This is a genomic window from Ruegeria sp. YTSA072, from assembly GCF_059610285.1.
In genome coordinates this window covers 1-26,127 of record NZ_JBXWNI010000015.1, presented here as the reverse complement: position 1 = coordinate 26,127, position 26,127 = coordinate 1, and the positions used below count along the sequence as shown (strand labels likewise).

Genomic DNA, 26,127 nt, shown 5'->3' with positions numbered 1-26,127 from the left:
CAACCAGGAACGCCAGACACATGACCACACGCGCCGGATTTATCGCCCTGATCGGAGAGCCCAACGCAGGAAAATCCACCCTGCTGAACCGTATGGTCGGGGCCAAGGTTTCGATCGTGACGCATAAGGTTCAGACGACCCGTACCCGCATTCGCGGTGTGGCAATGGAAGGCGATGCGCAGCTGGTCTTTGTAGACACACCCGGCCTGTTCAAACCGCGTCGTCGTTTGGATCGCGCCATGGTTGCCGCGGCCTGGGGCGGGGCGGCGGATGCAGATGTCGTCGTTCTGATGATCGAGGCGCATCGCGGCATCACCGAAGGTGTCGAGCGTATCCTCGAAGGTCTGGAAGAGATCGGGCAGGGCCGAAAGGTTGCGCTGGCGATCAACAAGATCGACAAGGTCCAGTCCGAGGCGCTGCTGGCCCTGACAAGCGACCTGAACGCACGCTACCCCTTTTCCGAAACCTTCATGATTTCCGCGGAAAAGGGCTATGGCGTTGACGATCTGCGAAAATGGCTGGCTGCGGAACTACCCGAAAGCCCTTGGCTGTATCCCGAGGATCAGATCGCCGATCTGCCCCTGCGCATGATCGCGGCTGAGATGACGCGCGAGAAACTGACACTGCGCCTGCATCAGGAGTTGCCCTATCAACTGACGGTCGAGACCGAAAACTGGGAAGAGCGCAAAGACGGCTCTGCCAAGATCGACCAGATCATCTATGTCATGCGCGACGGTCACAAGGGCATAGTGCTGGGCAAAAAGGGCGAGACGATCAAGGCGGTCAGCCAAGCCGCGCGCGCCGAACTGGAAGAGTTCCTGGACCGCAAGATACATCTGTTCCTGCAGGTCAAAGTGCGCCCGAACTGGCTGGAGGAATCCGAGCGTTACTCTGAAATGGGTCTGGATTTCAAAGACGGTAATGCATGACTCGCCTAACGGCTGATTTTTGGGTCCACGCCTATTTGGCGCGGTTACGGTTTCAGGAAATCCCTGCTTTTGTCGTGGCACATGGCGACGACACAGCGGGCGCGGTGTTGGTCAAACTAAACACCTTGGATGGGCAAGCGGCCGCATTTCAGCGCAGCTTTGATCTGATGAGCGGTGAGCGCAAATGGGTCGAGCTTTCCTCCGGTGCCGAGACAGAGGTCGACGACGCCATCACCCGGCAACGCAGCTTTGACCCTGACCTTTGGGTGATCGAGGTTGAAGACCGACAAGGGCGTCATCTGCTGGGCGAAGAGGGATTGGACTAGCACGCAGTTCAACGGGTCTTGGTCGCTCGGACCAAAACGTCTATTTTACCCGCACTCTGTCGGCGAGGATCGCCGCACCGTTTGAATAGATAATAGGTGTATGTATGGCCGAAACACTCGCTGAAAAGCTTGAAAATTCAGAACTTGGTCATTGGATGCATCGGTTTGAAGGCTTCATGGTCTTCATTGGCATTGTCGGCCCTTTTGCCACGCTGCCGCAGTTGATCAAGCTGTACTTCACGCATTCACAACATGCGACCGGCCAGTCTCTGCTGTCATGGTCGCTCTTTGCTGTGCTGTCATTCTTATGGTTCGCCTACGGGCTGGTGGTCGGCAAGCTGCCTATTTACGTGGGCAACGGTATCTCGATGGTGCTGAATGTCCTGATGGTTCTGGGTATCCTGATTCACGCTGGTTTAACGTTTTGACCAGCCGCCACGATCCGGCGCCAAGACGTCACCAGCCGCTGCTTTTAAGTGTGATGTTGTGCCCGGTGGTGGTCAATGTTTCACCGGCGAATTGCTTTACGTTGGGTGCGAAGGCCTGAAAATAGGGTTGCGACTGCACATGAGCCAATGTCTCGGCGCTGTCCCAGCGGCCCCAGTGAACCCGGGACTTTCCGTCATCAGCGACCGCAACCTGATAAGTGAATTTTCCGGCCGCCTCGGGGTCGGCGTTGATTGCCTCGATAAATGTGCGGATGGTGGCCTGCCATTCGGCTTCGTTGCCATCGAAGGAATATGTAATGGTTATGCCTCGCATCGTGACCTCCTGTTTAACTATGTTGTTAAATAAAGGGTGGCAACCCCGCGTTGTCAAGGAAACGAGGTTGGTAACATATTGACCATAGATGGGAGTTACAGCGCAATCTCAGGTCTTTTCTGGCGGCCATCGTTTCGGTGGTGAGCAAAAGCCAGTACGCAGGGTTTGTCTTCGACTTCGCTGTCACACTCTACAATTCAGTTCCCTTCAATCATTTGATCGTGTCCGACAGAATGCTATCTGAGAATGTGTCCTTGCCCCTATCGAGTTGAAAAAAGATGAAAACCTTCACTTTGGCCTGCTGTTCAACGATCCTTGTCTTGGGCATGGTGACTTCGCCCACCTTTGCGCAGCAGAGGTTGGGGTGGGTTTATCAAATCGATGGGTTGGCCGCTTATCAAAGCAACGCGGACCTGAGTGAAGGCGGGGAGTTCTCGGCCAGTCGCGCGTTTTTGCGAACAACCGCTTTGTATAATCTGAATGGTGGAACCTCGGTTGGGCTGTCAGCAAGCATCGGCAGGTTCGATTACAACTTTAGTCAGGCGGATAACCAACCGTGGGAGGACATCCGCGACATCAGAATCTCTGTTCCACTTCGATTTCGTGCCGGCAATACTGCAAGCGTTTTCGTGTCACCGCAGGTCCGCTGGGACTACCAGAGCGGCGCTGATGCGGCGGACGGCAGAACTTATGGTGTCTTTGCTGGTATTGCCTGGAAGTTAAGCGAGAGCCTGACCATCGGCCCTGCGTTTGGAGCGTTTTCGCAGTTCGAAGACGATGATATCGATTTTTTTCCGGCGCTTCTGGTGGATTGGGATATCAATGACCGTTGGAACCTGAATACCGGCTCGGGGATTGGCGCAACGCAGGGGCCGGGGTTGACACTCAGCTATGCGCTGAATGACACGATGACCCTCGGCCTTTCTGCTCGCTCTGAGCGCATTCGGTTCCGGCTTGACGAGGAAGGGCTGGCCCCAAACGGGATAGGTGAGGACAAAAGTATTCCAGTGGTGGTTTCCTTTGGCTACAATCCCAATCCCGGCATTTCGCTGAACGTTTTCGCAGGTGCTGAATTGGATGGGCGCCTTACACTGGATGATGCGAACGGCACGGAACTCAGCCGCCAAAACTATGAAACCGCGCCGTTGGTTGGGGTGGCCTTCAGGGCCCGGTTCTAATTCCAAAGACCAGTTGGATGCCTGCGCCCTTGCGGATGTTTCCGCCTTGCGGTCTGTTACAAACCGGGGGCGAGCCTGAGACGAAAGGAGCCTGATTTGGACTGGCGCGATCACGGCATCCTTCTGACGTCTCGTCGGCATGGCGAAACGGCGGCGATTATCGAGGTCTTCACCGAAGGCCACGGTCGTCATGCAGGCGTCGTACGCGGCGGCACCAGCCGCAAGATCGCCCCGATCCTGCAACCCGGTGCGCAGCTTGATGTTTTGTGGCGGGCGCGGTTGGAAGAACATCTTGGCGCTTTTCAGGTTGAACCTTTGCGTTCACGCGCAGCAGCGGCATTTTCGGGTCGGATGGCGTTGGCAGGATTGAACGCGTCCGTTGCGCTGTTGTCCTTTTGCCTGCCCGAGCGTGAACCGCATCCAGCGATCTACAAACAGACCGAACAGTTGTTGGATCTGCTGGGGCAGGACGAAATCTGGCCGCTAGCTTACCTGCGCTGGGAATTGGCGTTGCTTGAAGAACTGGGCTTTGGCCTGGACCTGTCGGCCTGTGCTGTGACAGGGGCGGCGGATGGGTTGGTCTATGTCTCCCCCAAGACTGGTCGAGCCGTTAGCGCCGATGGTGCTGGCGAATGGGCGGATAAGCTGTTGCCCCTGCCACCCTGTTTGCGCGGTGAGGGGCAAGCGCCGGACGCTGAGATTGCCGCAGGGTTGAAAACCACCGGTTACTTTCTGGAACACCATCTAGCCCCGTCCCTGGGGCATAACCCCTTGCCGGATGCGCGGGCAAGATTTGTGGATCAGTTCACTCGGCGGCTTTGAACACCATTTCGTGCCCGTCATCATTGCGCAGTATCAACAGGTCGCCGGATACTTCGGACTGCGTCATCGCAATCAGCGCAGCGAAATAGAACCCTTCGGCCTCAAGCCCGGCACAGGCCGCGCGTGTTGCCGTCAGGTCCAAAATCTCGAACCAGGGGTAGGGCGCGTTCAGGGTGCCGCTATAGCTGTTGCAAGGGGCGTTCCCCGCAATCTTGCCCTCTTCGGGGAACCGCAACATGGCGCTGGCCTGGAAAGGCTGTCCGTCGATTTCCTGCAGCACCCAAGTCTGGTCCGCGGCGCCGTAGGCGGCAACAGATTCGTCCCTGTCGCATTGAAACAGGCCAATCAAAGGCAGTGTCAGGATCAGACGCATCATTCGGGTGTCTTACTTTCTTACTGGTGCCGAGGGAACCGGCGAAGCCAGATTAGTAGGGGATCTCACCGCTGATAAGTTCTTCGCGAACGTCCAGGCGTGGCCTCCAGTTGTATCTGGTGTCCTCGCTTACCTGATCCCAGAATAACGCACCGCTGTTGCGCCATGGGTCAAGGATGATGCCATCTTTCATCGTGTCTCCTTTGGCGCTGATAGCGGCAGAATGGTGGATGATCCGAAAGGCGGTTGGGGGCGACGTAGCCCAGTGCACGTCCAAAGTTCGGAAGTTTTCCTGCTGCAGGCGGCGGGTCATGGCCTGCGCCCAGTCGTTGCACAATCCCTTTTCCCGGAACCCGTTGATGACCTTGGCGTTATGGATAATCGCCGGGTCTGTGACGTTCCAATCCCGCTTCAGTTGCTGCGAATAGGTGTAGGCGATGGTGGCGGCCTTTTGTGCCTCGGCAGGATCGACTTGGGGTCCAAGGTTTTCGATCGCCAGTGCCAGCTCGTCTACCTCGGTGTAGCCCGCCACAGGCTGGGTTGTGGCGCATCCGCCCAGTATCAGGGCTGCAACGGTCGCCCAAAGCGCAAAAAATAGTCGGGTCATTCTGTCATCACCATCCTTGGGCCCGGTTTGGGTCGCAGCGTGCCCTAAAGGGGTTTCAACAAAAAGCAAAGGGGGAAGTTTTTTCGATTGAGGATCAGAAAGGTCTCTATCCTGTCACAGATCAGGCGGCATGAATTTCAAACTGGGGTACGGAGTAAAGAAAATGACCCGGCACAAGGCCGGGTCTAGTTGGGGAAACGGGATGCCTAATTCCGGTTAGCCCAGCAAACGCCGTGCAATAACCTGTGCCTGAATTTCGGCAGCCCCTTCAAAAATATTTAGAATGCGCGCGTCACACAGAACGCGGCTGATCTTGTATTCCAGCGCAAAACCGTTTCCGCCATGGATCTGCAGACCGTTATCCGCCGCAGCCCAGGCCACACGGGCACCAAGCAGCTTGGCCATGCCGGCCTCAAGGTCGCAGCGATGACCGTGGTCTTTTTCCCAGGCTGAGAAATATGTCAGCTGACGTGCGATCATGATTTCGACCGCCATCATGGCCAGTTTGCCGGACACACGGGGGAAGTTGATCAGCGACTTGCCGAACTGTTTGCGGTCCTGCGCGTATTGCATCGCGATATCCAGCGCGCTTTGGGCCACACCAATGGCGCGGGCAGCGGTTTGAATGCGCGCGCTTTCGAAGGTTTCCATCAGCTGTTTAAAGCCTTTGCCTTCTTCACCGCCCAAAAGGTTCTCGCCCTTGACCTTGAAGCCGTCAAAGCCCAGCTCGTATTCCTTCATTCCGCGATAACCCAGAACTTCGATCTCACCGCCGGTCATGCCGGGCGTGGGGAAGGGGTTCTCGTCTGTGCCCGGGGTCTTTTCCGCAAGGAACATGGACAAACCGCGGTGATCGGTGGTGTCCGGGTTGGTCCGGGCCAGCAGGGTCATCACATGGGTACGTGCCGCGTGGGTGATCCAGGTTTTGTTGCCGGTGATCTCATAGTCACCGTCCGCGTTCTTGACCGCACGTGCACGCAGGCTGCCCAGATCCGAGCCAGTGTTTGGTTCGGTGAAAACGGCTGTCGGCAGAATTTCGGCGCTGGCCAGTTTAGGCAACCAATTGGCTTTTTGTTCATCGGTGCCGCCCGCGATGATCAGCTCGGCCGCGATCTCGGAGCGTGTACCAAGAGAGCCCACGCCGATATAACCGCGCGACAATTCCTCGGACACGACGCACATCGAGGCTTTGGACAAGCCGAAGCCGCCAAATTCTTCGGGGATGGTCAGGCCAAAGACACCCATTTCCGCCAGTTCCTCGATGACTTCCATCGGGATCAGTTCGTCTTTGAGGTGCCAGTCATGAGCGTGGGGCTCGACCTTTTCGACCGCATAGCGGCGGAACTGGTCACGGATCATCTCAAGCTCTTCGTCCAGACCCGAGGCACCGAACATGGTGGCACCTGCCTGATCTTCCATCAGCTTGACCAGACGGCTGCGGGCGGCCTGAGAATTGGCCTGCGCCATCAACGTTTGAATTTCGGGGATCTGAAAACCGGAAAGCGCGTCCCAGCCAAGACCCATGTCCTGCAGGCGCACGACTTCGCCCTGGTTCATCGGAATGCCGCCCGCAACCTGGTGCAGGTATTCGCCAAAGGCGATTTGGAGCAGCAACTGTTCGATTTCACCGAACTTGCCTTCGGCCTCCAGCGCCTCGGCCCAGCGTTGCATCTGTTTCAGGGACTGAGAATATGTGGCCAGCCATGACAAGCCATGGGCGGCAGTTTGATTGGCTTCGATCAAGGCACCGGATACACGGCCATCAGCGGAAACCATACCGCGCACCGACTCACGCGCACGCTCAAACACTGTTTCAACGGCGGGTGCGGCCGCACGGGTCAGCCTCAGAAGATCGGGCAAAATCGCAGGTGTCGTCATCTGGGTCATATCCTGTCCGTCATGGGCCATGAATCGTGTCCTTTTCTCGTGTCGTCTGGTCATATCATGCTGCACGTGCAGCGCAACAAAAATACGTATTACGTTGCGAAAAAGTTCTAATATTTCTCGAGCGTTTTTGCAGTGCAGCGCCCGTCAGGAATGATATCAGGGGGCCATGACATTGTTTTCTTTACTACCTCCACAGGATCTTCTGCTGGCTCTGAGCGTTGCGTTTCTGGCTGGGTGGGTCAAAGGCATCGTCGGTTTCGCCATGCCGATGGTTATGGTTTCAGGGTTGAGTGTCTTTCTACCGCCCGAGCTGGCCATCGCGGGCCTGATCCTTCCGACACTGGTAACTAATGTCTTTCAGGCTTTGGGACAGGGTGTTTCCGCGGCCGTGTCGTCGGTCAGGGAGTTTCGTATATTTCTGATTGTGGGCTTGGTGTTCCTTCTGGCCGGAGCCAAGCTGGTCACTTTGGTGCCGACATCGACCTTCCTGTTGATGATCGGCGTTCCAGTCACGTTCTTTGCCTTGATCCAGGTCCTGGGTGTAAAACTGTTGCTGAAAGAACCATCGGCCCGTGTTGAAGTTCTCATAGGGGCCGTCGCAGGATTTGTCGGTGGTATGTCTGGTATTTGGGGGCCGCCAACGGTGGCGTACCTGACGGCCCTGAACACACCGAAAGCCGTGCAAATGCAGGTGCAGGGGGTCATCTATGGGCTGGGCGCAATTGCCCTGATGGTCGCCCATATGGGATCAGGTATCCTGCGGGCCGACACCGCGCCGTTTTCGGCTGCCCTGATCGTTCCGGCGGTGATCGGGATGTGGGTGGGCATGCAGTTGCAATCGAGAATCGATCAGGCGTTGTTTCGAAAAGTGACTTTGGTTGTGTTGTTGGCCGCTGGGTTGAACTTGCTGCGCCGCGGTCTGATGGGTTAAGTTCTGCGGTCCATAAACCGAAACGCGAAGTAAAGCCCCAGCATCAGGAAAAACAGCCCCGAGATATCGCCGATCAGAAAGGCGATGTACTCTACCCCTGCGCTGCCAAAACTCATGTTTGTCATAGCGGATGCCAGGAACGACGTGATCACGCCGACACCCATGACGCACAACCAGCAGGGTTTGCGATCGGGTCTGGGGAACAAGTCCCAACCTGCCCACTTGAGCAAGTAGAACACGGTGGGAACCGTTGTGACCGCGATGACAATTGCCAACAAGCGGCTGGGTAAAAAGACATCCGCGCCCCCCAGGAATGCAAAGACTGCAAAGACGCCCGGCAACAATGCGAAAATCGCGCGCCACCCTAACAGCCACGCCGCCAGGACCCGAACCCCGTGAGGTAGGAACAGCAGGCTGGCCCGGCTTGGATATTCCGGAAAGAACACGTTTTGCAGCGGCATCAAGACCTCGAAAGTGAGGAATGAAGCAACTATGTAAGCCAGTGAGGCGAAGAAAGTGTCAGAGGCCCATCTGCGCACGATGATTAGCCATCAACACGCAGGTTGGCGGTGTCACCTGGGCGCATGTACGATATACCGCCCCCGGTTGGCGTTGCCGCTTTGGGACAGATAGCCTTTTTGGACCAGCGATTTCAGCGCACGGAAAAATGTCGGGCGCGAGACGCTTTGAACAAGGGTATGCTCGATCAAACCGAACGTACGGACTTCCTGATCGGCTTTCGACAATTCTTCAGCCGCGTAGTAAATGTCACGCTCAACCGGAGAGAGTTGTTCCAGCCCAAGCGTCCGTTCCATACTCTGCATCAATTTGCGAAGTTCGGTCAGTTTCGAGATTTCTGTCATTTGTTTACCTGTCGTTTTCCCTGTCGCCTTTCGCGCTAAAGCGAAAGTTAGAATCTCGCCGAAACTGAATTTTTTCAGCACGTCTCATGTTGACACCCATCCCCGATGGATTACACTAGATATCTGATTAGGTTGCTCAAATCGCGAATGTGAGTGCGCGCTCATTGAGTGTCCCCAAGGTCTTTTTACTTCCCGCCCGGTGCGAAAGCGCCGGGCTTTTACGTCATAATGACACAGTGGAGTACTGCAATCTGCTGCAGCGGGCAATGAATTTGTATATGCAAGGTGCATTATACAACCACAAAAAGATTACCGCGAAGTTACTCGTCTGTGGGAAGAGGAAGGGGGCGAAAACCGCCCCCTTTGATATCAACCGATTGCGACGGCTTTGATGTCATCGTCAATAAAGGGCAGATACTGCTCGAAGTTCTCGGCAAACATCTGCACCAGTTTTTCAGCCTGCTTGTCAAATGCTGCCTGATCATCCCAAGTGCGGCGCGGGTCCAGCAGAACTTCGGCAACGCCGGGAACCGAGACCGGGACGTCAAAGCCGAAATTCGCATCCTTGCGGAACTCTGCGTCGCGCAACGAACCTTCCAGCGCCGCGGTCAGCAGTGCGCGGGTTGCGCGGATCGGCATCCGGCTGCCAACGCCATAGGCGCCGCCGGTCCAGCCAGTGTTCACCAACCAGCAAGTTGCACCGTGTTGAGCGATCTTGTCTCGAAGCAGGTTGCCGTATTCTTCCGGGCGGCGCGGCATGAAGGGTGCGCCAAAGCAGGTCGAGAATGTCGGCTGAGGCTCGGTGACGCCACGCTCGGTTCCTGCGACTTTCGACGTGAAGCCAGATAGGAAGTGATACATCGCTTGTGCTGGTGTCAGTCGCGCGATCGGAGGCAGAACACCAAATGCATCACAGGTCAGCATGATGATGTTCTTGGGGTGCCCACCCAGCGCGCTGCTCGAGGCGTTCGAGATATACTCCAGCGGATAGGCGCAGCGCATGTTGGCGGTCAGCGAGTCATCCTCGAAATCCAGTTCCTTGGTTTCGGGGTCGAAGACCATGTTCTCGATCACAGTGCCGAATTTGCTGGTGGTCGCGTAGATCTCCGGCTCGGCTTCGGCGTTCAGATTGATGGTCTTGGCATAGCAACCGCCTTCGAAGTTGAAGGTGCCGCGATCCGACCAGCCATGCTCGTCATCGCCGATCAACGTGCGGGCAGGGTCTGCCGACAGGGTGGTCTTGCCGGTGCCGGACAGGCCAAAGAACACGGCGGTGTCGACCGGGTTGCCAACGGCGTGATTGGCCGAACAATGCATCGGCATCACGCCTTTTTCAGGCAGCATGTAGTTCAGCAGGGTGAAAACCGATTTCTTGTTCTCGCCCGCGTATTCCGTACCGCCGATCAGGATCATCTTGCGGTCGAAGTTCAGCGCAATCACGGTCTCGCTGTGGCAGCCATGCTTGGCCGGGTCGGCCAGGAAGCTAGGGCAGTTGATGACGGTGAAATCTGCAATGAACTCTTCCAGGTCTTCGCGATCCGGACGGCGCAGCAAGTGGCGGATAAACAGGTTGTGCCATGCCAGTTCGGTGACCATGCGCACATTGATCGAATAGGCGGGATCGGCGCCGCCGACGAGATCCTGCACGAAATAATCACGGCCCTTCATATGTTCGAGCATATCGACATACAGCGCGTCAAAACCTTCGGGGGTCATCGCGGCGTTGTTTTCCCACCAGATGGTATCCGCAACACTGTCGGTTTTGACGACGTGTTTGTCCTTGGGCGAACGACCGGTGAATTTGCCGGTGGTAACCAGGAAGGCTCCGCCATTGCCAAGAGTGCCTTCGCCGCGCTTCAGCGCCTCTTCGATCAGCGCCGGTTCCATGAAGTTGTAATAGACATTGCCCAGACCCTCGATGCCCTGATCTTCGAGGCGGAATTGCGGGTTAACCCGTCCAGATGTCATGCGTTTCTTCTCCTGTGGCGGCGCGCCGGCAGTTGGGCCGGGGGCGCTCTTGGGGCAGTATACCGGGAAAAACCGGCGGATGCGCGGGTCTTAACATGGTCGTTTGGGGCATGAACAGGACGGTTTGGCGCAGTTAGCGCAACCAAGTCAAAGTTTAGCGCCACCACTAATTTCCCGCCAGAAAACAAGGCGCTTTTACGCGCATTAACGGCTTTTTTGCCGCATCTGTGTGACAACAATCGCACGAATCGCAGATACGGATTGATTCGCTGCCATAAAAACGACAAAGATGCCCTACTAATAAGAGAATTATTGCGTGAGTGAGCAGGAATAGGGGTTAACCCGATGTCGAAGATTGCATTGGTGGACGACGACAGGAATATTCTGACGTCCGTATCCATGACGCTCGAAGCCGAAGGGTTCGAGGTTGAGACTTATAATGATGGGCAGGCAGCGCTGGACGCTTTCAACAAGAAACTGCCCGATATGGCTGTTCTGGACATAAAGATGCCGCGGATGGACGGGATGGACCTGTTGCAGCGGCTGCGGCAGAAAACCCAGATGCCGGTGATTTTCCTTACATCCAAGGATGACGAAATTGACGAGGTTCTCGGCCTGCGCATGGGCGCGGACGATTACGTCAAGAAACCTTTTTCTCAGCGTCTATTGGTTGAACGCATCCGCGCGCTGCTGCGCCGGCAAGAGGCGACAACTGACGATGTGACGACCGCCAACACAGGTGACGCCAAGGTAATGGAGCGCGGCGATCTTCGGATGGATCCCCTGCGCCATGCGGTCAGCTGGAAGGGCTCGGACGTATCTTTGACCGTAACCGAATTCCTTTTGTTGCAAGCGTTGGCTCAGCGTCCGGGCTTTGTCAAAAGCCGCGATCAGCTGATGGATGTGGCTTATGACGATCAGGTCTATGTTGACGATCGTACGATCGACAGTCACATCAAGCGACTGCGCAAGAAAATGCGCGCGGCAGATTCCGAGTTTTCGGCGATCGAAACACTGTACGGAATTGGGTACAGGTACAACGAAGAATAGGCGTGGCCATATACTAGGGGTAACCGGGTCTCGTGCGCGATACAGAAGAAACCAGCGAATTGCGGGACGGTGATGTCGTTCTGGGGGATGACTGGGTCATCCCGCAGGATCCCGAGTCAGCCGAACTTCGGCACGCGCGCCGCCGCCGTGGCCTGTTCGCAATGCGTGGCTCGCCGCTGGCGCGCAAAATCATTACGCTAAACCTGATCGCCTTGGTGATCCTGGTCACCGGGTTGTTGTATCTAGACGATTCCCGTGATGAACAGGTTCAACAGACCGCGCGCAATTTGATCGGGGATGCGCAGCTGGTCAGCAACGTGTTTGAAGCACAGCTGCGTCAGACAGCATCCGGCCTGTCGCGGGATGCCAGCATACTGGACGTAAAGGACACGCTGGAAGGCCTCACACTGCCCCAAGGGGGCGAAGTCTTTGTTTATGACGCGAGGGGAACTCTGATTGGATGGGCGCGTGGCGCGGCGTCCGAGCAGGCGCTGTTGGCATCCGAGTCCGAGATTCAAACCGGCAGTACTTTGATCAGCGACGCGTTGAACGCCGTGTGGACGGGATTGTCACGCGTTTTCACTGCCACAGAACCCAGCGAAGCGCCTACACTGGCGCAACGGGTTCAGACCATAGTTCCCGGCGCGCTACAGGGGCAGATGCAGGTGCAGGCCGTCAAGGATGATTTTGGCGAAACGGTTATCGTTGCAGCCGCCCCGATCCTGCAGGATGGCGTCGCGGTAGGGGCCGTTGCCATGGCCGGTCCATCCGGAGAGATTGACGCCCTCGCCCGTCGCGAGCAGGAGCGCATCCTTCAGATGTTTGTTGTCGCGCTTCTCGTGTCGATCGGGCTTAGCCTTGTTCTCGCGTCAACCATCGCAAACCCGTTGGCGGATCTTGCGGCGGCCGCCGAACTGGGTAAGGACCGGGGTGCCGGAGTGAACCCTGGCCGTATCCGCATCCCCGACCTGACCGCGCGTCCGGATGAAATCGGTCTGCTCAGTCGCGCGCTGCGAGGTATGGTCACCGCGCTTTATAACCGAATTGACGCGAACGAACAGTTCGCCGCTGATGTCGCGCATGAGATCAAGAACCCCCTGGCCAGCCTTCAGTCTGCCGTGGGAACGTTGCGAATGGTCAAACGCGATGACCAACGTGAAAAACTGATGGGTGTGATCGAACATGATGTTCGCCGTCTGGACCGTTTGGTCAGCGATATCTCGAACGCGTCCCGCCTGGATGCCGAACTGGTCAAGGAAGAAGAACAGCCGTTTGATCTGGTGAAGCTGGTTGGCAATATCAGCCAGTATCTGGGTGAAGATGCACGGGCCAAGGGGATCGACTATATAACCGATCTGCCGGATAACCCGATTATAATCAACGGGCTGGAGGCGCGACTGGCGCAGGTCTTTGTCAACCTGATCACCAATGCCACCTCGTTTTGCGAGGAAAGCGATGCGATCCGTGTCTGGGTCCGGCGGCGCGAAAACAGGGTGCTGGTCGTGGTCGAAGACACAGGCCCCGGTATTCCGGAACAGGCCCTGACCAAGGTCTTCAAAAGGTTCTATTCCGAGCGTCCCGCCGAGCACTTTGGAAACAACTCGGGCCTGGGGCTGGCAATCTCAAAGCAGATTGTCGAAGCACATGGTGGTGTGATCTGGGCCGAAAACATCCGGCCAACCGATGCCGATATCACCTCGGACCCGCTAGGCGCGCGCTTTGTAGTTGGCTTGCCCGTGTAAATCATGAGCCCCCCGTCAATCTACGATCTGGAGAAACAGGACAGTGCCATACTCCACGCCAGCTGCGTGGCTGTTGGCGGGCGCGGCCTGCTAGTTGTTGGCGCGTCAGGAGCGGGAAAATCCGCGCTGGTTTTGCAGATGATGGCTCTGGGCGCGGAACTTGTCGGTGATGATCGCGTGGCTTTACTTAATAGCGGCGGTAAAGTGACTGCTGATGCGGCCCCAAATATCCGCGGCGTTATTGAGGCCCGCGGTATCGGATTGTTGCGCGCGTCACCCGTAGGACCAGTAAGCTTACTCTATGTGTTGGATTTGGACCAGCGGGAAGAAGCACGTTTGCCAGATCCGATCTCGATCCGAGCCCTTAGGCAAACTGTGCCCTTGCTTCGCGGGCGCGGCGTCCCCAACTTGGCTTCAGCATTGATGCAACTGATGAAAATGGGGCGTGTGAACCCGGAATGGCCCAGCAAGTGAAACTACAGCGCCGGATCGTTTTGATCACCGGCCCTTCGGGTGCTGGGCGGACAACGGCGAACCGTGTTCTTGAAGATTTGGGTTTCGAAGCCATCGACAATTTGCCGATGGGCCTTTTGATGCGCTTGTTGGACGGTCCGGAAAACGATCGGCCAATGGCGTTGGGTATCGATGCCCGAAATCGCAATTTCTCGACCATCGGGTTCATTGATCTTGTTATGCGGCTGCGGCGGACCGAGCAGGTCGAGCTGACGGTTCTCTATTTGGATTGCCAAAACGAAGTGCTCCTGCGGCGGTTTTCGGAAACCCGAAGGCGCCATCCGGTTGCGGCCGATGCAGGTCCTGAAGCCGGTGTATTGCAGGAAAAAGAGCTGTTGGCCCCGATCCGAGAAATTGCGGACATTCTAATCGACACCAGCCAGATTAACGTTCACCAGCTACGCAAGGAGGTCGAGCATTGGTTCGCTCCGGAAGGCGGTCGACATCTGGCGGTGTCTATCGAGTCTTTTTCGTACAAACGCGGCTTGCCGCACGGGTTGGATATGGTTTTCGACTGCAGGTTTCTGGCGAACCCTTACTGGCGTCCGGAATTGCGAGCCGAAGATGGTCGAAACCAAGACGTGGCGCGCTATGTACAGTCTGACGCGAATTACGCGCCGTTTTTTGACCGCGTTGTCGATCTGCTGAAGTTGTTGCTTCCGGCCTACCGCGCCGAAGGCAAAGCGCATCTCTCGGTGGCCTTCGGGTGTACCGGCGGGCAACACAGATCGGTCGCAACTGCAGAAGCGGTCGCAAAGGCCCTTGCACAGGAAGGGCAGCAAGTGGCAATTAGGCACCGCGAAATGGAACGTCGATCGTTGAATGAGAGGCTGGATTGATCGGGATCGTACTCGTAGCACATGGCGGGCTGGCTCAGGAATATCTGGCCGCAATGCAGCATGTTGTCGGAAATCAACCGGGCCTGGCCGCAATCTCGATTGAGGCTGACCACGACCGGGAAGCCAAGCAGTCAGAAATCTGCACCGCCGCTGACGGTGTCGATGTCGGCGACGGTGTGGTTGTCGTTACGGATCTATTCGGCGGCAGCCCGTCGAATCTAAGTCTGAAGGCCTGTGCGCCGCAGGATCGGCGTATTCTTTACGGTGCAAATCTGCCTATGCTGATTAAATTGGCCAAAAGTCGCCACCTGCCGATCGGGGATGCGGTCCGGCGGGCGATGGAGGCTGGACGCAAATATATCAATGCCCAAAACGTGACGTTAGATTAAGACCGGATTGATTAAGAATGACCAATCGAAGCTTGAAAATAATCAATGAAAAAGGCCTGCACGCCCGCGCCTCGGCTAAGCTGGTCGAAGTAGTTGAGGGGTTTGACGCGCAGGCAGAGGTGTCCAAAGACGGACTTTCTGCATCAGGGGACAGCATCATGGGTCTTTTGATGTTGGCAGCGTCTCGCGGAACGACTATTGACGTCGAGACGTCCGGACCGGATGCTGAGGCGTTGGCGGATGCATTGGAAACCCTTGTGAACGGAAAGTTCGGGGAAGGGTTCTAATCCTGCCAGTCGCGATACGAAGAACGGGAAAACCAGGAATTGGCGCAAACGACGCACGAGACCAAGACAGGCCCGGTGGTGGACGGGACGGAAGATCAGGGCGAAATCTATGATCGTAGAACCCTGACCTATGCGAATTCCTTCGACGATGCTTGGACGTCTACAGCTATCCGCGCCATCGAATGGTGTACGGGTAAGCTAACCATTCTGCGGATGGTCAATAAGTTCGAAAAAAAGAACGAATACTATCGTGGTCAAAGGTTCTGGGGCGGTGCGCTTGAGGTCATGGGAATCAACCTGACTACGCCGCAGGACCAATATGCAAATATCCCGAAAGAAGGGCCTGTAATCGTCGTGGCCAATCACCCGCATGGCATGGTCGACGGTATGATACTGGCCGAATTGATCGGGCAGGTTCGCAATGACTACCGCATCCTGACCCGCTCGGTCCTAACCGGACTGGATGAGGCCGCGACCTCGTTCATGATCCCGGTTCCTTTTCCACACGACCCCGAAGCGCAAGCCAAAATGCTTGAGATGCGTGGCAAGGCGATGGAACACCTGAAGGAAGGTGGCGTGGTTGCGCTGTTCCCGTCGGGTGTGGTGATGTCCTCGGACGACTGGTTCGGTCCTGCGCAAGAGCAGGAATGGAATGTGTTTACCGCCAAGATGATCCGCCGATCCGGCGCGCAGGTGGTTCCGATTTTCTTTCCGGGCAGCAATTCACGCGCCTATCAGATTGCCAACAAGCTGTCGCCGATCCTAAGACAGGGGCTGCTGCTGCATGAAATCGTACGCTCTTGCAACAAGCCGCAATCTCCGGTGATCGGCGAGCCGATTTCGGACGAGGATATGAAGCTGCTGGAAAGTGATCCGCGCGGTTTCATGGCGTGGCTCAGAAAACGCACAATGGCGCTTGGTAAATCACGCGATTCCTGATCCGCTCTTCATTTGGCTCATAATATCCCGGGCGAGGGGGGTGGCCCCCTTTAGCGCGTTGGAACCGGAGTTTCACCTCTGTAGTCATAAAACCCGCGTTCGGTCTTGCGGCCAAGCCAGCCGGCTTCGACGTATTTTGTCAGAAGTGGGCAGGGCCGATACTTGGTGTCTGCCAACCCGTCGTGCAACACGTTCATAATCGCCAGACATGTGTCCAGCCCAATGAAATCAGCCAGTTCCAGCGGACCCATTGGATGGTTTGCGCCTAGCCGCATCGATTGATCAATCGACTGCACGCTGCCGACCCCTTCGTAGAGAGTATATACGGCCTCATTGATCATCGGCATCAGGATGCGATTCACGATGAAGGCCGGGAAGTCTTCCGCGCTAGCTGCGGTTTTGCCAAGCCGGTCCACAACCGCTTTACACGATTTGAACGTATCTTCATCCGTGGCAATCCCCCGGATCAGCTCGACCAACTGCATCACGGGCACCGGGTTCATAAAGTGGAACCCCATGAAGCGTTCCGGACGATCCGTTCGGCTGGCCAGGCGGGTAATCGAGATTGAGGACGTGTTGGATGTCAGAATCGTATGGGGCAGAAGATGCGGCTGCAGGTCTTCGAAAATCGCCTGTTTGATTGCTTCCCGCTCGGTCGCGGCTTCGATCACCAGATCGGTCTGACCCAACTGGGGCAGCTCCAAGGTTGTGTTGATTCGGCTCAGTGTGGCTTGCATCATTTCGTCCGAGATTTTGCCTTTTGATGCCTGTCGGGCCAGATTGCCTTCAATCGTCGCCACGGCGCTGTCCAACGCGTCCTGCGAGACATCGTTCAGCAGAACGTCATACTCTGCCAGCGCCAGAACATGAGCAATGCCATTGCCCATCTGACCTGCGCCAATCACTCCGACCGATTTTACATCCATGTTCAGGTGCCTTTGTGTCTCGGGATACGGCGACAGTATCGACAGATCGGGGCGGGCGGCAAGGGGATCCGACAGTTCGATTTTGCTTCAAATGCGCACATTAGGATTTTCTCAAGACTTGCGGCTGCACGATGGCAATCGGGTGAAATATGGGTGAGTGATATGAGCTATCATCAAACAGGCTCGGGGGGACCCGGGCATGAGGTTTGCCAATATGAAGGATCGCGGCTGTGGTTTCGCGGTGCTCGGCGTGTTCTGGATCAACCTTACGCAGCTTGCGTTGGCGGTGATGAGACATTTGGGCGATTCGTCGACCGGCCATTCTCAGCAATTCTCGAAGACCGGCTTGAAAGACGCGTTCTGAACTTTGGATGCCTGTTCAGCGGCGTTGACGCGTTGTGCGATGACATGGGGGTGCGCGATTTGCTAAGAGGCGCAGATCTGTGCGTCATGCAGGCGCCAGGGCTTCTTGGGCAGTCCAATCGTTTTTATCGCGTTCATTCCAGGCGCAACGACCGGTTTTTGGCGCCAACGAAGGACTTGATCAGCCTGTATCCCGAAATTGACTTCACCGAGGTTCATTTCGTGCGCCACCTGATGACCTGCCTGCAAAAGGCTCGCGACGCGCGCATCGAAGTTGTTCTGGACGAACTGCGTCGAAACTGGGTTCGGAAGATCGGTGAATTTTTGCAAGGCCTGGAAACCCCGGTGATCCTCTTGCGGCTGCAGGTCCTTCGAGGAGAGCAGGGCGCGCATCACATTGACTTCGCTGATGTCGACGTAACGGATCAGATGATCCTGTTCGTTGGCAAATCCTGCACGGATATCGTCGACGTCAAAACCCGTGTGTGCGGCCAGTCTGACGAGATTGAGGACATGTTGTTCGGTACACTGCAACATCCAATGGCAGAGCACATGATTGGCCCAGCTGCCCATCGGGCGATTGCGGTAGCTTTGATGGGGCCAATACGCAATCTGCATTAATAAAAAGGCCCACCTTTAAGCGGGCCTTTCCAAATTTCGCGATGAAAAAGCTAAGCCAGCGGTTAGCCGAGTTTCTCGGTCAGTTCTGGCACGGCCTGGAACAGGTCTGCAACCAGCCCGAAATCCGCAACCTGGAAGATCGGCGCTTCTTCGTCTTTGTTGATCGCAACGATGACTTTCGAGTCCTTCATACCAGCCAAGTGCTGAATCGCGCCCGAAATGCCGATCGCGACATAAAGGTCGGGTGCAACAACCTTGCCGGTTTGACCGACCTGCCAGTCGTTCGGTGCATAGCCCGAGTCCACGGCGGCGCGCGATGCGCCAACAGCGGCGCCCAGCTTGTCAGCCAGACCTTCGATCAGTTTGAAGTCCTCTTCAGAGCCGACACCACGGCCGCCCGAGACAACAACGCCAGCCGAAGTCAGTTCCGGACGGTCGCTCGCGGCAACTTTGTCCTCGACCCACGAAGACAGCCCCGGGTTTTCGCCGACCGAGATGGTCTCGACTGCGGCCGAGCCGCCTTCGCCAGCCGCGTCAAAGGACGCGGTACGGAAGGTGACGACTTTCTTGGCGTCGTTCGATTTCACGGTTTGGATCGCGTTACCCGCGTAGATCGGACGCTCAAAAGTCGAGCCGTCAACCACGCCGGATGCATCCGAGATCACCATCGCGTCCAGCAGGGCTGCAACGCGCGGCATCACGTTCTTGGCGTCGGTGGTGGCAGGAGCAACGATGTGCTCGTAGCCATCAGCCAAACCGACGATCAGGGCCGCGGTCGATTCAGCCAGGCGGTGACCCAGCGACGCGTCTTCGGCAACCAGTACCTTGGACACACCGTCGATTTTGGCGGCGGCCTCACCGGCAGCAGCGGCAGAACCGCCCGCGGCCAGAACGGTGATGTCACCCAGTGCCTTTGCGGCAGTGACAGCCTTGGCGGTGGCGTCCATCGCCAGTTCGCCGTTGTTGACTTCTGCGAGAAGAAGAACAGCCATTACACAGCCCCCGCTTCTTTGAGTTTCTCGACCAGCTCATCAACCGATCCGACGACGATACCTGCGGCACGTGCCGGAGGCTCTTCGGTTTTGACGATTTCCAGACGCGGCGTGACATCGACGCCGTAATCGGCGGCGGTTTTCTCGTCCAGCGGCTTTTTCTTCGCCTTCATGATGTTCGGCAGAGACGCATAGCGCGGCTCGTTCAGGCGCAGGTCAACAGTGACGATGGTCGGCATCTTGACGCTGATGGTCTGCAGGCCGCCGTCAACTTCACGGGTGATCTTGGCGCTGTCGCCTTCGATGTCCAGCTCGGATGCGAAGGTGCCTTGCGACCAGCCCAGCAGGGCCGACAGCATCTGACCGGTAGCGTTCATGTCGTTGTCGATCGCTTGCTTACCAGCCAAAACGATGCCGGGTTGCTCTTCCTCGACCACTTTGGCCAGGATCTTGGCAACGGCCAGCGGTTCGATGTCTTGATGGACGTCATCGGCGGCAACAACCAGGATGGCGCGGTCAGCGCCCATGGCCAGTGCGGTGCGCAGGGTTTCCTGCGATTGCTTGACGCCAATCGAAACCGCAACGATTTCGTCAGCCTTGCCTGCTTCTTTCAGGCGAATCGCTTCTTCCACAGCGATTTCGTCGAACGGGTTCATCGACATTTTGACATTGGCGAGATCAACACCGCTACCGTCCGCTTTCACGCGAACTTTCACATTATAGTCAATCACGCGTTTGACAGGCACGAGTACCTTCATTTTGCGCTTGCTCCTCACAAAAAACGGTAAGCCGCGAAGCGACTCCACCAATGCTCTCGGGGGACTGAATAGCGTCTCAGTTCACGCTGCAACAGGGCAAAATCGTCACGTCATGAACTTGAGACGTCGCGTTTCATGTATTTTGACGCAACGGCGTGAAATTTTGTTGCTTTGGTGGCCGGTGCCAGAGCTTTGGGCCCCACCCGTTTGGCTGGGGTTTTGCTTTGTTGGTCGCTGCAGGGTTCGCCGGATCCCGCGCCAACTTCAGCGGTTTGCGCCCGGAACCCACAAAACGTCCGCAGTGCCGTCTTCGTTGGCGCAGCGGGCGGCAACAAAAAACCAGTCGCTCAGACGATTGAGGTATTTCACTGAGACTGCGTTCACGGGCTCCATGTTGGTCAATTCGACCGCAAGGCGTTCGGCGCGGCGGGATACGGTTCTGCAGACATGCAGATTCGCTGCCAGACGCGACCCGCCGGGCAAGATGAAGCTGCGCAGCGGCTCTAGAGTTTCGTTCATCACGTCAATCTCCGCCTCCAACCGATCGATCTGAGATGCAACGATGCGCAGGGGCGGGTAGTCCGCCTCGGCGTCTTTTTCCATGTCGGGGCGACAGAAATCTGCGCCCAGATCGAACAGGTCGTTTTGAATGCGTGCCAGGGCGGCATCGACGTCGCCTTCCGCCTCGGTCCGAGCAACGCCAACAAAAGCGTTCAGTTCGTCAACGGTCCCATACGCGGCCACGCGACCAGAATACTTGGCGACCCGTTCGCCGTTGCCCAGCGCAGTTTTTCCATCATCGCCGGTGCGGGTGTAAATCTTGTTCAGAACGACCATTTATTGAGTTCCTTGTCCGCGCAGGTAGACGTAGAGCACGATCAGCACCACAGCAATGAACTGGAACAGGATGCGAAGGCGCATCATCTTGTTGCTTTTCATCGCAGCAGCTTTGCCGCTTTTGCCGAAATTGGAGATGCCGATCGCCAGCACGACGACGACCGCCGCCATGGCCAACAGCAAAATGACCATCAAAAGGTCCATAAGCACACCGTCCGCGTTTCTTGTTTCGTTTGGCTATCATCTAGCCTCATGTACCTGAAAAGCGAACGGGTAATTTCGCCTCAGACGTCCGACAGAATGCGGTCGATGGTGCGGGTGGGCAAAAGACGGCGCAGATATCCGGCGATATAGGTTGGCGTAGTGACATAGTAGCGCGCGCGAGGCCTTTTTGATTCGACCGCGTGGGCCAGCTTTTCTGTCACCGCAGATGCAGGCAGTTCGAACCGGTCCGGCCCCGACGATTCGTACAATCTTTTCAACAGCGAAGACTCATACCTTTCCCGCAGGGCTGAGTTTTCCCAATTGATGAAACGTTCAAAGAAAGGGATCGAATTTTCGCGGATTTTCGATGTGATCGGGCCGGGTTCGATCAGGATCGCTTTGATGTCGGTGTCGGCCAGTTCAAGGCGCATCGTGTCGGTCAAACCCTCAATGGCATATTTCGTGGCGACATAGGCACCGCGCCATGGGATGGCCAGCAGACCCAGTACGGACGAATTCTGAACGATTCGCCCGTGCCCCTGCGCGCGCATGACCGGAATCACCAGCCGGGTGAGTTCATGCCAGCCAAAGAAATTGGCCTCAAATATCACGCGGAGCCCTTCGGTCGGCAGATCTTCAACTGCGCCGGGCAAGCCGTGCGCTCCGTTGTTGAACAGCGCATCCAGCGTGCCTCCGGTAGCCTCAAGCACTTCGGTCAGGCCCGAGGCGATACTTGCGGCGTCGGTATAGTCGATGCGCGGGCTTTCAAAGCCTTGCGCGCGCAGCCGGTCGCAATCACGCTGCTGGCGGCAGGACGCAAAGACACGCCAGCCGCGCGCACGCATACCGTGTGCCGCGTCCAGACCGATGCCGGATGAGCAGCCGGTGATAAGAATGGTTTTCTGCATGATCTTCCTGACCTTCAATTCAGGCCAAAGCTATTGCGAGGTGTGGGTCAGGACAATGACGGTGCAGCGTCAGTTTTGAATTTTTCGAACCAGTGAGGCGGAAATCCAACCGACCTGTTGCGCGGGCAACACGCGCAGGCGCAGCCAGCCGGTTCCGGAATCGCTCAGTACTTCGACCTTTTGTCCGATGGCCGCTTTGCCGACAATTGGGTATATGGTGCCCGGTCCATCGCGCATGTTCACCCGCGTTCCCGAGATTTCGCGGATGTCTTTTTCAGGTTCGGGAATCGCCGCGGCCTCTGATGTTTCCGGCAGGGGCGCATCATCGGTCTGACGCAATCCCGCCACGCCGTCTTCCAGCGAAGCAAGCGTGATGTTTGCGCTCTGATCATCGAACACCGAGATGCCGGACAGAGACTGAAGGCTGGCTGGTTCGGCCACGATCTGCACGATCTCTTCGGGTTCAGGTTGGGGTTGTGCACGCACCGTTGGGGCCCGTACGGCCACATTGGTCACAAGTTCTTCAACCCGGGCGGGTGCTACTGCCGCAGGCTGGGATGCAGAAGCAACGCGTACGGGTTGATCGCTCCGCAAGCCGCGCGGTTCGAAATCTGGTCCGCCGCTCACAACGTAAAAACACCAGCCAAGTGCGGTGAAAGTCAAAATAATAAGGCGCGTCATGGCGCATCCCCCAGGTCAATCGTTAGGTACAAGAAATTGGCAGCAGTCTAATGAAGACAGCCTACCATATTTCGCGGTCCGAGTCGAAAACTGGGGGAATTCCGGGACTTGTCTCCCCCTGTTGCAAAAAGCGCGACTTGTCCCCAGCAAAATCTAAGCTGATTGCTTTACCAGCGCGCGCTTGCGGCGTATCACATCATATATGAACGATACGATCGACGACCCCAATATGGAGGCCCCCGACAATGGGGGCGAGATAGCTGAACCGCTGCGCCGCGCGATTGGCGAACGCTATCTGACCTATGCGCTGTCCACCATCATGCACCGGGCATTGCCCGATGCGCGCGATGGGCTGAAGCCTGTGCACAGGCGAATCCTCTATGCGATGCGCGAGCTTCGACTCAGCGCAACGGGCGGGTTCCGTAAATCCGCGAAGATTTCCGGCGACGTGATGGGTAACTATCACCCGCATGGCGATGCCGCGATCTACGATGCGATGGCGCGTCTGGCGCAGGATTTCAACGTTCGCTACCCGCTGGTCGACGGGCAGGGTAACTTTGGCAATATCGACGGTGATAACCCGGCGGCCTCACGTTACACAGAGGCGCGGATGACCATCGTGGCCGAAGCGTTGCTTGAAGGGCTGAACGAAGACGCCGTCGATTTCCGCGACAACTATGATGGCACGCTGTCCGAGCCGGTCGTACTGCCGGCGCAGTTTCCGAACCTGCTGGCCAATGGGTCCAGCGGGATCGCGGTGGGCATGGCAACGAACATCCCACCGCACAATATTGCCGAGCTGTGTGATGCCTGTCTGCGTCTGATCAAGGTGCCGGATGCCCGCGATGATACGTTGCTGAACTATGTGCCGGGTCCGGACTTCCCGACCGGTGGCATTATCGTCGAGCCCCCAGAGAATATTGCGCAGGCTTATCGAACCGGGCGTGGGTCTTTCCGTCTGCGGTGCAAATACGAGGTCGAAGATCTGGGCCGCGGCCAGTGGCAGATCATTGTCACCGAGATCCCTTATCAAGTTCAGAAATCCAAACTGATCGAAAAGATCGCGGAACTGATCCAGACCAAGAAAATCCCGATCCTTGCCGACGTACGCGACGAATCCGCAGATGACATCCGCCTGATCCTCGAACCGCGCTCCAAGAACGTGGACCCTGAGGTTTTGATGGGCATGCTCTACCGCAGCTCGGACTTTGAGGTTCGATTCAGCCTGAACATGAACGTGCTGATCGACGGGGTGACGCCCAAGGTCTGCTCGATGAAGGAAGTGCTGCGCGCTTTCCTTGATCACCGGCAAGAGGTGCTGCTGCGCCGTTCGCGTCACCGCATGGCGAAGATCGACCACCGGTTGGAGGTGTTGGAAGGCTTTATCGTCGCTTTCCTGAACCTGGATCGTGTGATCGACATCATCCGCTACGACGACGACCCCAAAGCCGCGTTGATGCGCGAGGATTGGGGCATCGACCATATCCGCGCCACCAGCGAGGCGGACTATGTGTCGCCCAAGCCGGGCGAGGGCGAATTGTCTGAGGTTCAGGTCGATGCGATCCTCAACATGCGCCTGCGCAGCTTGCGCCGGTTGGAAGAGATGGAACTGGTTCGCGAACGTGACGCATTGATGTTGGAACGCGCCAATCTCGAAGACCTGCTGGCCGACCCGGCCCTGCAATGGGCCAAAATCGCCGAGCAGTTGAAAGCGACCAAGAAGACCTTTGGCAAAGACTATGAAGGTGGTGCGCGCCGAACCCAATTCGCCGAAGCCGGGCAGGTTGAAGAAGTGCCGCTTGAGGCAATGATCGACAAAGAACCGATCACGGTTGTCTGCTCTCAGATGGGCTGGATTCGCGCCATGACGGGTCACATCGACCTGAAGCGCGAGCTAAAGTTCAAGGACGGCGACGGCCCGCGTTTCATATTCCACGCTGAGACGACTGACCGCTTGCTGGTGTTTGCCTCGAACGGACGATTCTACACGCTCAGCGCCGCCAATCTGCCGGGTGGGCGCGGTATGGGCGAACCGCTGCGCCTGATGGTCGACCTGCCGAATGAGGCACAGATCATCGACATCCTGATCCACAAACCAGGGCGCAAGCTGTTGGTGGCGTCAGACGCGGGTAACGGTTTCATGGTGCCCGAAGATGACGTGTTGGCCCAGACCCGCAACGGTAAGCAGGTGCTGAACGTCAAAGCCGATGAGACGGCGATGATCTGTAAGCCCGTTTCGGGCGATCACGTCGCGGTTGTGTCGCAGAACGGCAAGTTCTTGGTGTTCCCAGTGGAAGAGCTGCCCGAAATGGGTCGCGGTAAGGGCGTACGCCTGCAAAAATACAATATGGCGCGCGGCCGACAGGGGACACTGGAACTGGATGGTGGCCTGTCCGACATCACGACCTTCAACTGGGAAGAGGGGCTGAGGTGGTCCATGGGCGGTGACAAGACCCGGCACGAGGCGGACATGTCACAGTGGCTGGCCAAACGGGCCAGCGTTGGGAAAAAAGCGCCTTATGGTTTCCCGCGCGACTATAAATTTTCGTGAGTAAGCGCGCAGGCAAGTGGATTTCTGCCGATACGGCTTGGCACAAGCCGTATCGTTGCGCTAGATCAAAGAAAAACAGGCATATCGAGACGAGAACATGTTGCGAGCTTTGACCCTGATTACCGGACTGGCCCTGATGGGCGCGTGTACGCAGACACAGGTTTACGAAGAGCCTGAGTCGCTGGGCGAATTCAAATTGCGCGTGAATTATGCCTTTGCTGAAAAGGCCCGGAAGGGGCCAGTGTCACGGGAAGCGACGCCCAAAGAGTGGGAAGACGCCATTCAGAACGCCGTCAATATTCGGCTTGGCAGGTATGAGGGTGCCCAGGAATACGACATAGGAATCAGTCTTGAGGGGTTTATGTTGGCCCCTCCGGGTGTGCCGGTGATCTACAATCCCAAAAGCACGGCAATCGTTCTGGTGAATGTTTACGACGTGCGCAAAAAAGAGTTTCTGGCTAAAGGCAAACAGTTCCAGGTTCTTGAAGACACGACTGGTGAAAGCGCACTTACAGGATCCGGGCATACCCGCACCAGAGAAGAGCAAATGGACGGTTTGGCCCTCAAGGTTGCCGATCGTGTCGAGGAATGGCTGGCCGAGGAACATAAGGACAACGGCTGGTTCGACAAGCGTCCCGACTTGATCCAGCCGTTGGAACCCGTCGAGGTCACCCAAAATCCGGCGTCTTAACCAGCTTTTCACGCAGGATGTGCTTGATTTTCTCCTTTGAACCCAATATCTCGCGCGCGCAGATGTAACCACGGGACCACGGGTCCCCCCAATCGCAAAAGGGCGCCTGAGGAATGGCAAAGGAAAAGTTTGAGCGTAATAAGCCGCACGTCAACATCGGCACGATTGGCCACGTTGACCACGGCAAGAC

General features: G+C 56.9%; 31 protein-coding genes. 16 read left to right on the top strand and 15 right to left on the bottom strand.

Translation table 11 applies throughout. The features are described from left to right. Window positions 1-20: 20 nt before the first annotated feature. The 3 genes from era to AC2FIB_RS19345 all read left to right on the top strand — a co-directional run bounded on the left by era (window position 21) and on the right by AC2FIB_RS19345 (window position 1,683). Window positions 21-929: a GTPase Era gene (gene era, locus AC2FIB_RS19355; protein WP_496737181.1), complete on the top strand. Its 909-nt coding sequence runs from the start codon at window positions 21-23 to the stop codon at window positions 927-929. Further along, window positions 926-1,255 (top strand): DUF1491 family protein, encoded by a 330-nt coding sequence (locus AC2FIB_RS19350; RefSeq protein WP_109312284.1) that lies wholly within the window; start codon window positions 926-928, stop codon window positions 1,253-1,255. Before era ends, AC2FIB_RS19350 begins: the two co-directional genes overlap by 4 nt. 104 nt (window positions 1,256-1,359) lie before the next feature. Continuing rightward, complete coding sequence (locus AC2FIB_RS19345; RefSeq protein ID WP_496737183.1) at window positions 1,360-1,683, top strand: SemiSWEET transporter; 324 nt, start codon at window positions 1,360-1,362, stop codon at window positions 1,681-1,683. A 28-nt stretch (window positions 1,684-1,711) separates the two neighbouring features. Here the strand turns inward: AC2FIB_RS19345 and AC2FIB_RS19340 are convergent, their stop codons facing one another. Then, window positions 1,712-2,017 (bottom strand): NIPSNAP family protein, encoded by a 306-nt coding sequence (locus tag AC2FIB_RS19340; RefSeq protein ID WP_496737184.1) that lies wholly within the window; start codon window positions 2,015-2,017, stop codon window positions 1,712-1,714. A gap of 278 nt (window positions 2,018-2,295) precedes the next feature. On the opposite strand from AC2FIB_RS19340, the gene AC2FIB_RS19335 reads away from it, so the two are divergent. Together AC2FIB_RS19335 and recO are read left to right on the top strand one after the other, a co-directional pair. Continuing rightward, window positions 2,296-3,195 (top strand): hypothetical protein, encoded by a 900-nt coding sequence (locus AC2FIB_RS19335; RefSeq protein WP_496737186.1) that lies wholly within the window; start codon window positions 2,296-2,298, stop codon window positions 3,193-3,195. A gap of 96 nt (window positions 3,196-3,291) precedes the next feature. After that, entirely contained in the window at window positions 3,292-4,017 is a 726-nt protein-coding gene (recO, locus tag AC2FIB_RS19330) for a DNA repair protein RecO (RefSeq protein ID WP_058273270.1), read from the top strand. Here recO and AC2FIB_RS19325 read toward each other — a convergent pair. From AC2FIB_RS19325 to AC2FIB_RS19315, 3 genes are all read right to left on the bottom strand, one after another. After that, a complete protein-coding gene (locus AC2FIB_RS19325; protein ID WP_496737187.1) occupies window positions 4,001-4,393 on the bottom strand; it encodes an META domain-containing protein in 393 nt (130 codons plus the stop codon). The genes recO and AC2FIB_RS19325 overlap by 17 nt on opposite strands. Window positions 4,394-4,442: 49 nt before the next feature. Continuing rightward, window positions 4,443-4,997, bottom strand: coding sequence for a hypothetical protein (locus AC2FIB_RS19320; protein WP_496737188.1), 555 nt, complete (start codon window positions 4,995-4,997; stop codon window positions 4,443-4,445). 216 nt (window positions 4,998-5,213) lie between these two features. Beyond that, window positions 5,214-6,905, bottom strand: coding sequence for an acyl-CoA dehydrogenase family protein (locus AC2FIB_RS19315; protein WP_496737189.1), 1,692 nt, complete (start codon window positions 6,903-6,905; stop codon window positions 5,214-5,216). Between the two features lie 145 nt (window positions 6,906-7,050). Here AC2FIB_RS19315 and AC2FIB_RS19310 point away from each other — a divergent pair, with 145 nt between their 5' ends. After that, the gene (locus AC2FIB_RS19310; protein ID WP_496737191.1) at window positions 7,051-7,815 is read left to right on the top strand and encodes a sulfite exporter TauE/SafE family protein; all 765 of its coding nucleotides are present in this window, start codon (window positions 7,051-7,053) and stop codon (window positions 7,813-7,815) included. Here AC2FIB_RS19310 and AC2FIB_RS19305 read toward each other — a convergent pair. The 3 genes from AC2FIB_RS19305 to AC2FIB_RS19295 form a co-directional block, all read right to left on the bottom strand. Further along, window positions 7,812-8,276, bottom strand: a complete 465-nt coding sequence (locus tag AC2FIB_RS19305; protein WP_496698571.1) for a hypothetical protein — start codon at window positions 8,274-8,276, stop codon at window positions 7,812-7,814. The two genes, AC2FIB_RS19310 and AC2FIB_RS19305, sit on opposite strands and share 4 nt — an antisense overlap. Window positions 8,277-8,387: 111 nt before the next feature. After that, complete coding sequence (locus AC2FIB_RS19300; RefSeq protein WP_058273655.1) at window positions 8,388-8,678, bottom strand: hypothetical protein; 291 nt, start codon at window positions 8,676-8,678, stop codon at window positions 8,388-8,390. A gap of 369 nt (window positions 8,679-9,047) precedes the next feature. Further along, window positions 9,048-10,646 carry a phosphoenolpyruvate carboxykinase gene (locus AC2FIB_RS19295; RefSeq protein ID WP_496737193.1) on the bottom strand — a complete coding sequence of 533 codons (1,599 nt, stop codon included), beginning with the start codon at window positions 10,644-10,646 and terminating at the stop codon, window positions 9,048-9,050. A 345-nt stretch (window positions 10,647-10,991) separates the two neighbouring features. On the opposite strand from AC2FIB_RS19295, the gene AC2FIB_RS19290 reads away from it, so the two are divergent. The 7 genes from AC2FIB_RS19290 to AC2FIB_RS19260 are packed head-to-tail and all read left to right on the top strand — an operon-like array spanning window position 10,992 to window position 16,405. Further along, complete coding sequence (locus AC2FIB_RS19290) at window positions 10,992-11,696, top strand: response regulator transcription factor (protein WP_496737195.1); 705 nt, start codon at window positions 10,992-10,994, stop codon at window positions 11,694-11,696. Window positions 11,697-11,728: 32 nt separating this feature from the next. After that, a complete protein-coding gene (locus tag AC2FIB_RS19285; protein WP_496737197.1) occupies window positions 11,729-13,438 on the top strand; it encodes a sensor histidine kinase in 1,710 nt (569 codons plus the stop codon). A 3-nt stretch (window positions 13,439-13,441) separates the two neighbouring features. After that, a complete protein-coding gene (locus AC2FIB_RS19280) occupies window positions 13,442-13,912 on the top strand; it encodes an HPr kinase/phosphorylase (RefSeq protein WP_496737198.1) in 471 nt (156 codons plus the stop codon). Beyond that, window positions 13,897-14,790: an RNase adapter RapZ gene (gene rapZ, locus AC2FIB_RS19275; protein WP_496737200.1), complete on the top strand. Its 894-nt coding sequence runs from the start codon at window positions 13,897-13,899 to the stop codon at window positions 14,788-14,790. Before AC2FIB_RS19280 ends, rapZ begins: the two co-directional genes overlap by 16 nt. Beyond that, on the top strand, window positions 14,787-15,179 hold the full coding sequence (locus AC2FIB_RS19270) for a PTS sugar transporter subunit IIA (RefSeq protein ID WP_108861263.1): 393 nt from the start codon (window positions 14,787-14,789) through the stop codon (window positions 15,177-15,179). Before rapZ ends, AC2FIB_RS19270 begins: the two co-directional genes overlap by 4 nt. Before the next feature lie 17 nt (window positions 15,180-15,196). After that, entirely contained in the window at window positions 15,197-15,466 is a 270-nt protein-coding gene (locus AC2FIB_RS19265; protein ID WP_058273259.1) for an HPr family phosphocarrier protein, read from the top strand. Window positions 15,467-15,505: 39 nt separating this feature from the next. Then, a complete protein-coding gene (locus tag AC2FIB_RS19260) occupies window positions 15,506-16,405 on the top strand; it encodes a lysophospholipid acyltransferase family protein (protein ID WP_109312295.1) in 900 nt (299 codons plus the stop codon). 50 nt (window positions 16,406-16,455) lie between these two features. Here the strand turns inward: AC2FIB_RS19260 and AC2FIB_RS19255 are convergent, their stop codons facing one another. Then, the gene (locus AC2FIB_RS19255) at window positions 16,456-17,331 is read right to left on the bottom strand and encodes a 3-hydroxybutyryl-CoA dehydrogenase (protein WP_496737202.1); all 876 of its coding nucleotides are present in this window, start codon (window positions 17,329-17,331) and stop codon (window positions 16,456-16,458) included. A gap of 162 nt (window positions 17,332-17,493) precedes the next feature. Here AC2FIB_RS19255 and AC2FIB_RS19250 point away from each other — a divergent pair, with 162 nt between their 5' ends. Then, complete coding sequence (locus AC2FIB_RS19250) at window positions 17,494-18,315, top strand: DUF6473 family protein (RefSeq protein WP_496842624.1); 822 nt, start codon at window positions 17,494-17,496, stop codon at window positions 18,313-18,315. A gap of 62 nt (window positions 18,316-18,377) precedes the next feature. Here the strand turns inward: AC2FIB_RS19250 and AC2FIB_RS19245 are convergent, their stop codons facing one another. The 6 genes from AC2FIB_RS19245 to AC2FIB_RS19220 form a co-directional block, all read right to left on the bottom strand. Beyond that, window positions 18,378-19,307, bottom strand: coding sequence for an electron transfer flavoprotein subunit alpha/FixB family protein (locus AC2FIB_RS19245; RefSeq protein ID WP_496737205.1), 930 nt, complete (start codon window positions 19,305-19,307; stop codon window positions 18,378-18,380). Further along, entirely contained in the window at window positions 19,307-20,065 is a 759-nt protein-coding gene (locus AC2FIB_RS19240; protein WP_496737207.1) for an electron transfer flavoprotein subunit beta/FixA family protein, read from the bottom strand. Before AC2FIB_RS19240 ends, AC2FIB_RS19245 begins: the two co-directional genes overlap by 1 nt. Window positions 20,066-20,329: 264 nt before the next feature. After that, entirely contained in the window at window positions 20,330-20,902 is a 573-nt protein-coding gene (locus tag AC2FIB_RS19235) for a cob(I)yrinic acid a,c-diamide adenosyltransferase (RefSeq protein WP_496737209.1), read from the bottom strand. Next, window positions 20,903-21,106 carry a twin transmembrane helix small protein gene (locus tag AC2FIB_RS19230; protein WP_496737211.1) on the bottom strand — a complete coding sequence of 68 codons (204 nt, stop codon included), beginning with the start codon at window positions 21,104-21,106 and terminating at the stop codon, window positions 20,903-20,905. It abuts the gene before it with no gap. 80 nt (window positions 21,107-21,186) lie between these two features. Continuing rightward, window positions 21,187-22,014: an SDR family NAD(P)-dependent oxidoreductase gene (locus tag AC2FIB_RS19225; RefSeq protein ID WP_496737212.1), complete on the bottom strand. Its 828-nt coding sequence runs from the start codon at window positions 22,012-22,014 to the stop codon at window positions 21,187-21,189. Window positions 22,015-22,083: 69 nt separating this feature from the next. After that, window positions 22,084-22,695, bottom strand: coding sequence for an SH3 domain-containing protein (locus tag AC2FIB_RS19220; protein WP_496842623.1), 612 nt, complete (start codon window positions 22,693-22,695; stop codon window positions 22,084-22,086). A gap of 202 nt (window positions 22,696-22,897) precedes the next feature. On the opposite strand from AC2FIB_RS19220, the gene AC2FIB_RS19215 reads away from it, so the two are divergent. Together AC2FIB_RS19215 and AC2FIB_RS19210 are read left to right on the top strand one after the other, a co-directional pair. After that, on the top strand, window positions 22,898-25,246 hold the full coding sequence (locus AC2FIB_RS19215; protein ID WP_496842622.1) for a DNA topoisomerase IV subunit A: 2,349 nt from the start codon (window positions 22,898-22,900) through the stop codon (window positions 25,244-25,246). Window positions 25,247-25,343: 97 nt separating this feature from the next. Further along, entirely contained in the window at window positions 25,344-25,937 is a 594-nt protein-coding gene (locus AC2FIB_RS19210) for a hypothetical protein (RefSeq protein ID WP_496737216.1), read from the top strand. On the opposite strand, the gene AC2FIB_RS19205 is transcribed toward AC2FIB_RS19210, so the two are convergent. Beyond that, window positions 25,915-26,127 (bottom strand): hypothetical protein (locus tag AC2FIB_RS19205; protein WP_282169893.1); only part of this gene is annotated, 213 nt, incomplete at its 5' end. The genes AC2FIB_RS19210 and AC2FIB_RS19205 overlap by 23 nt on opposite strands.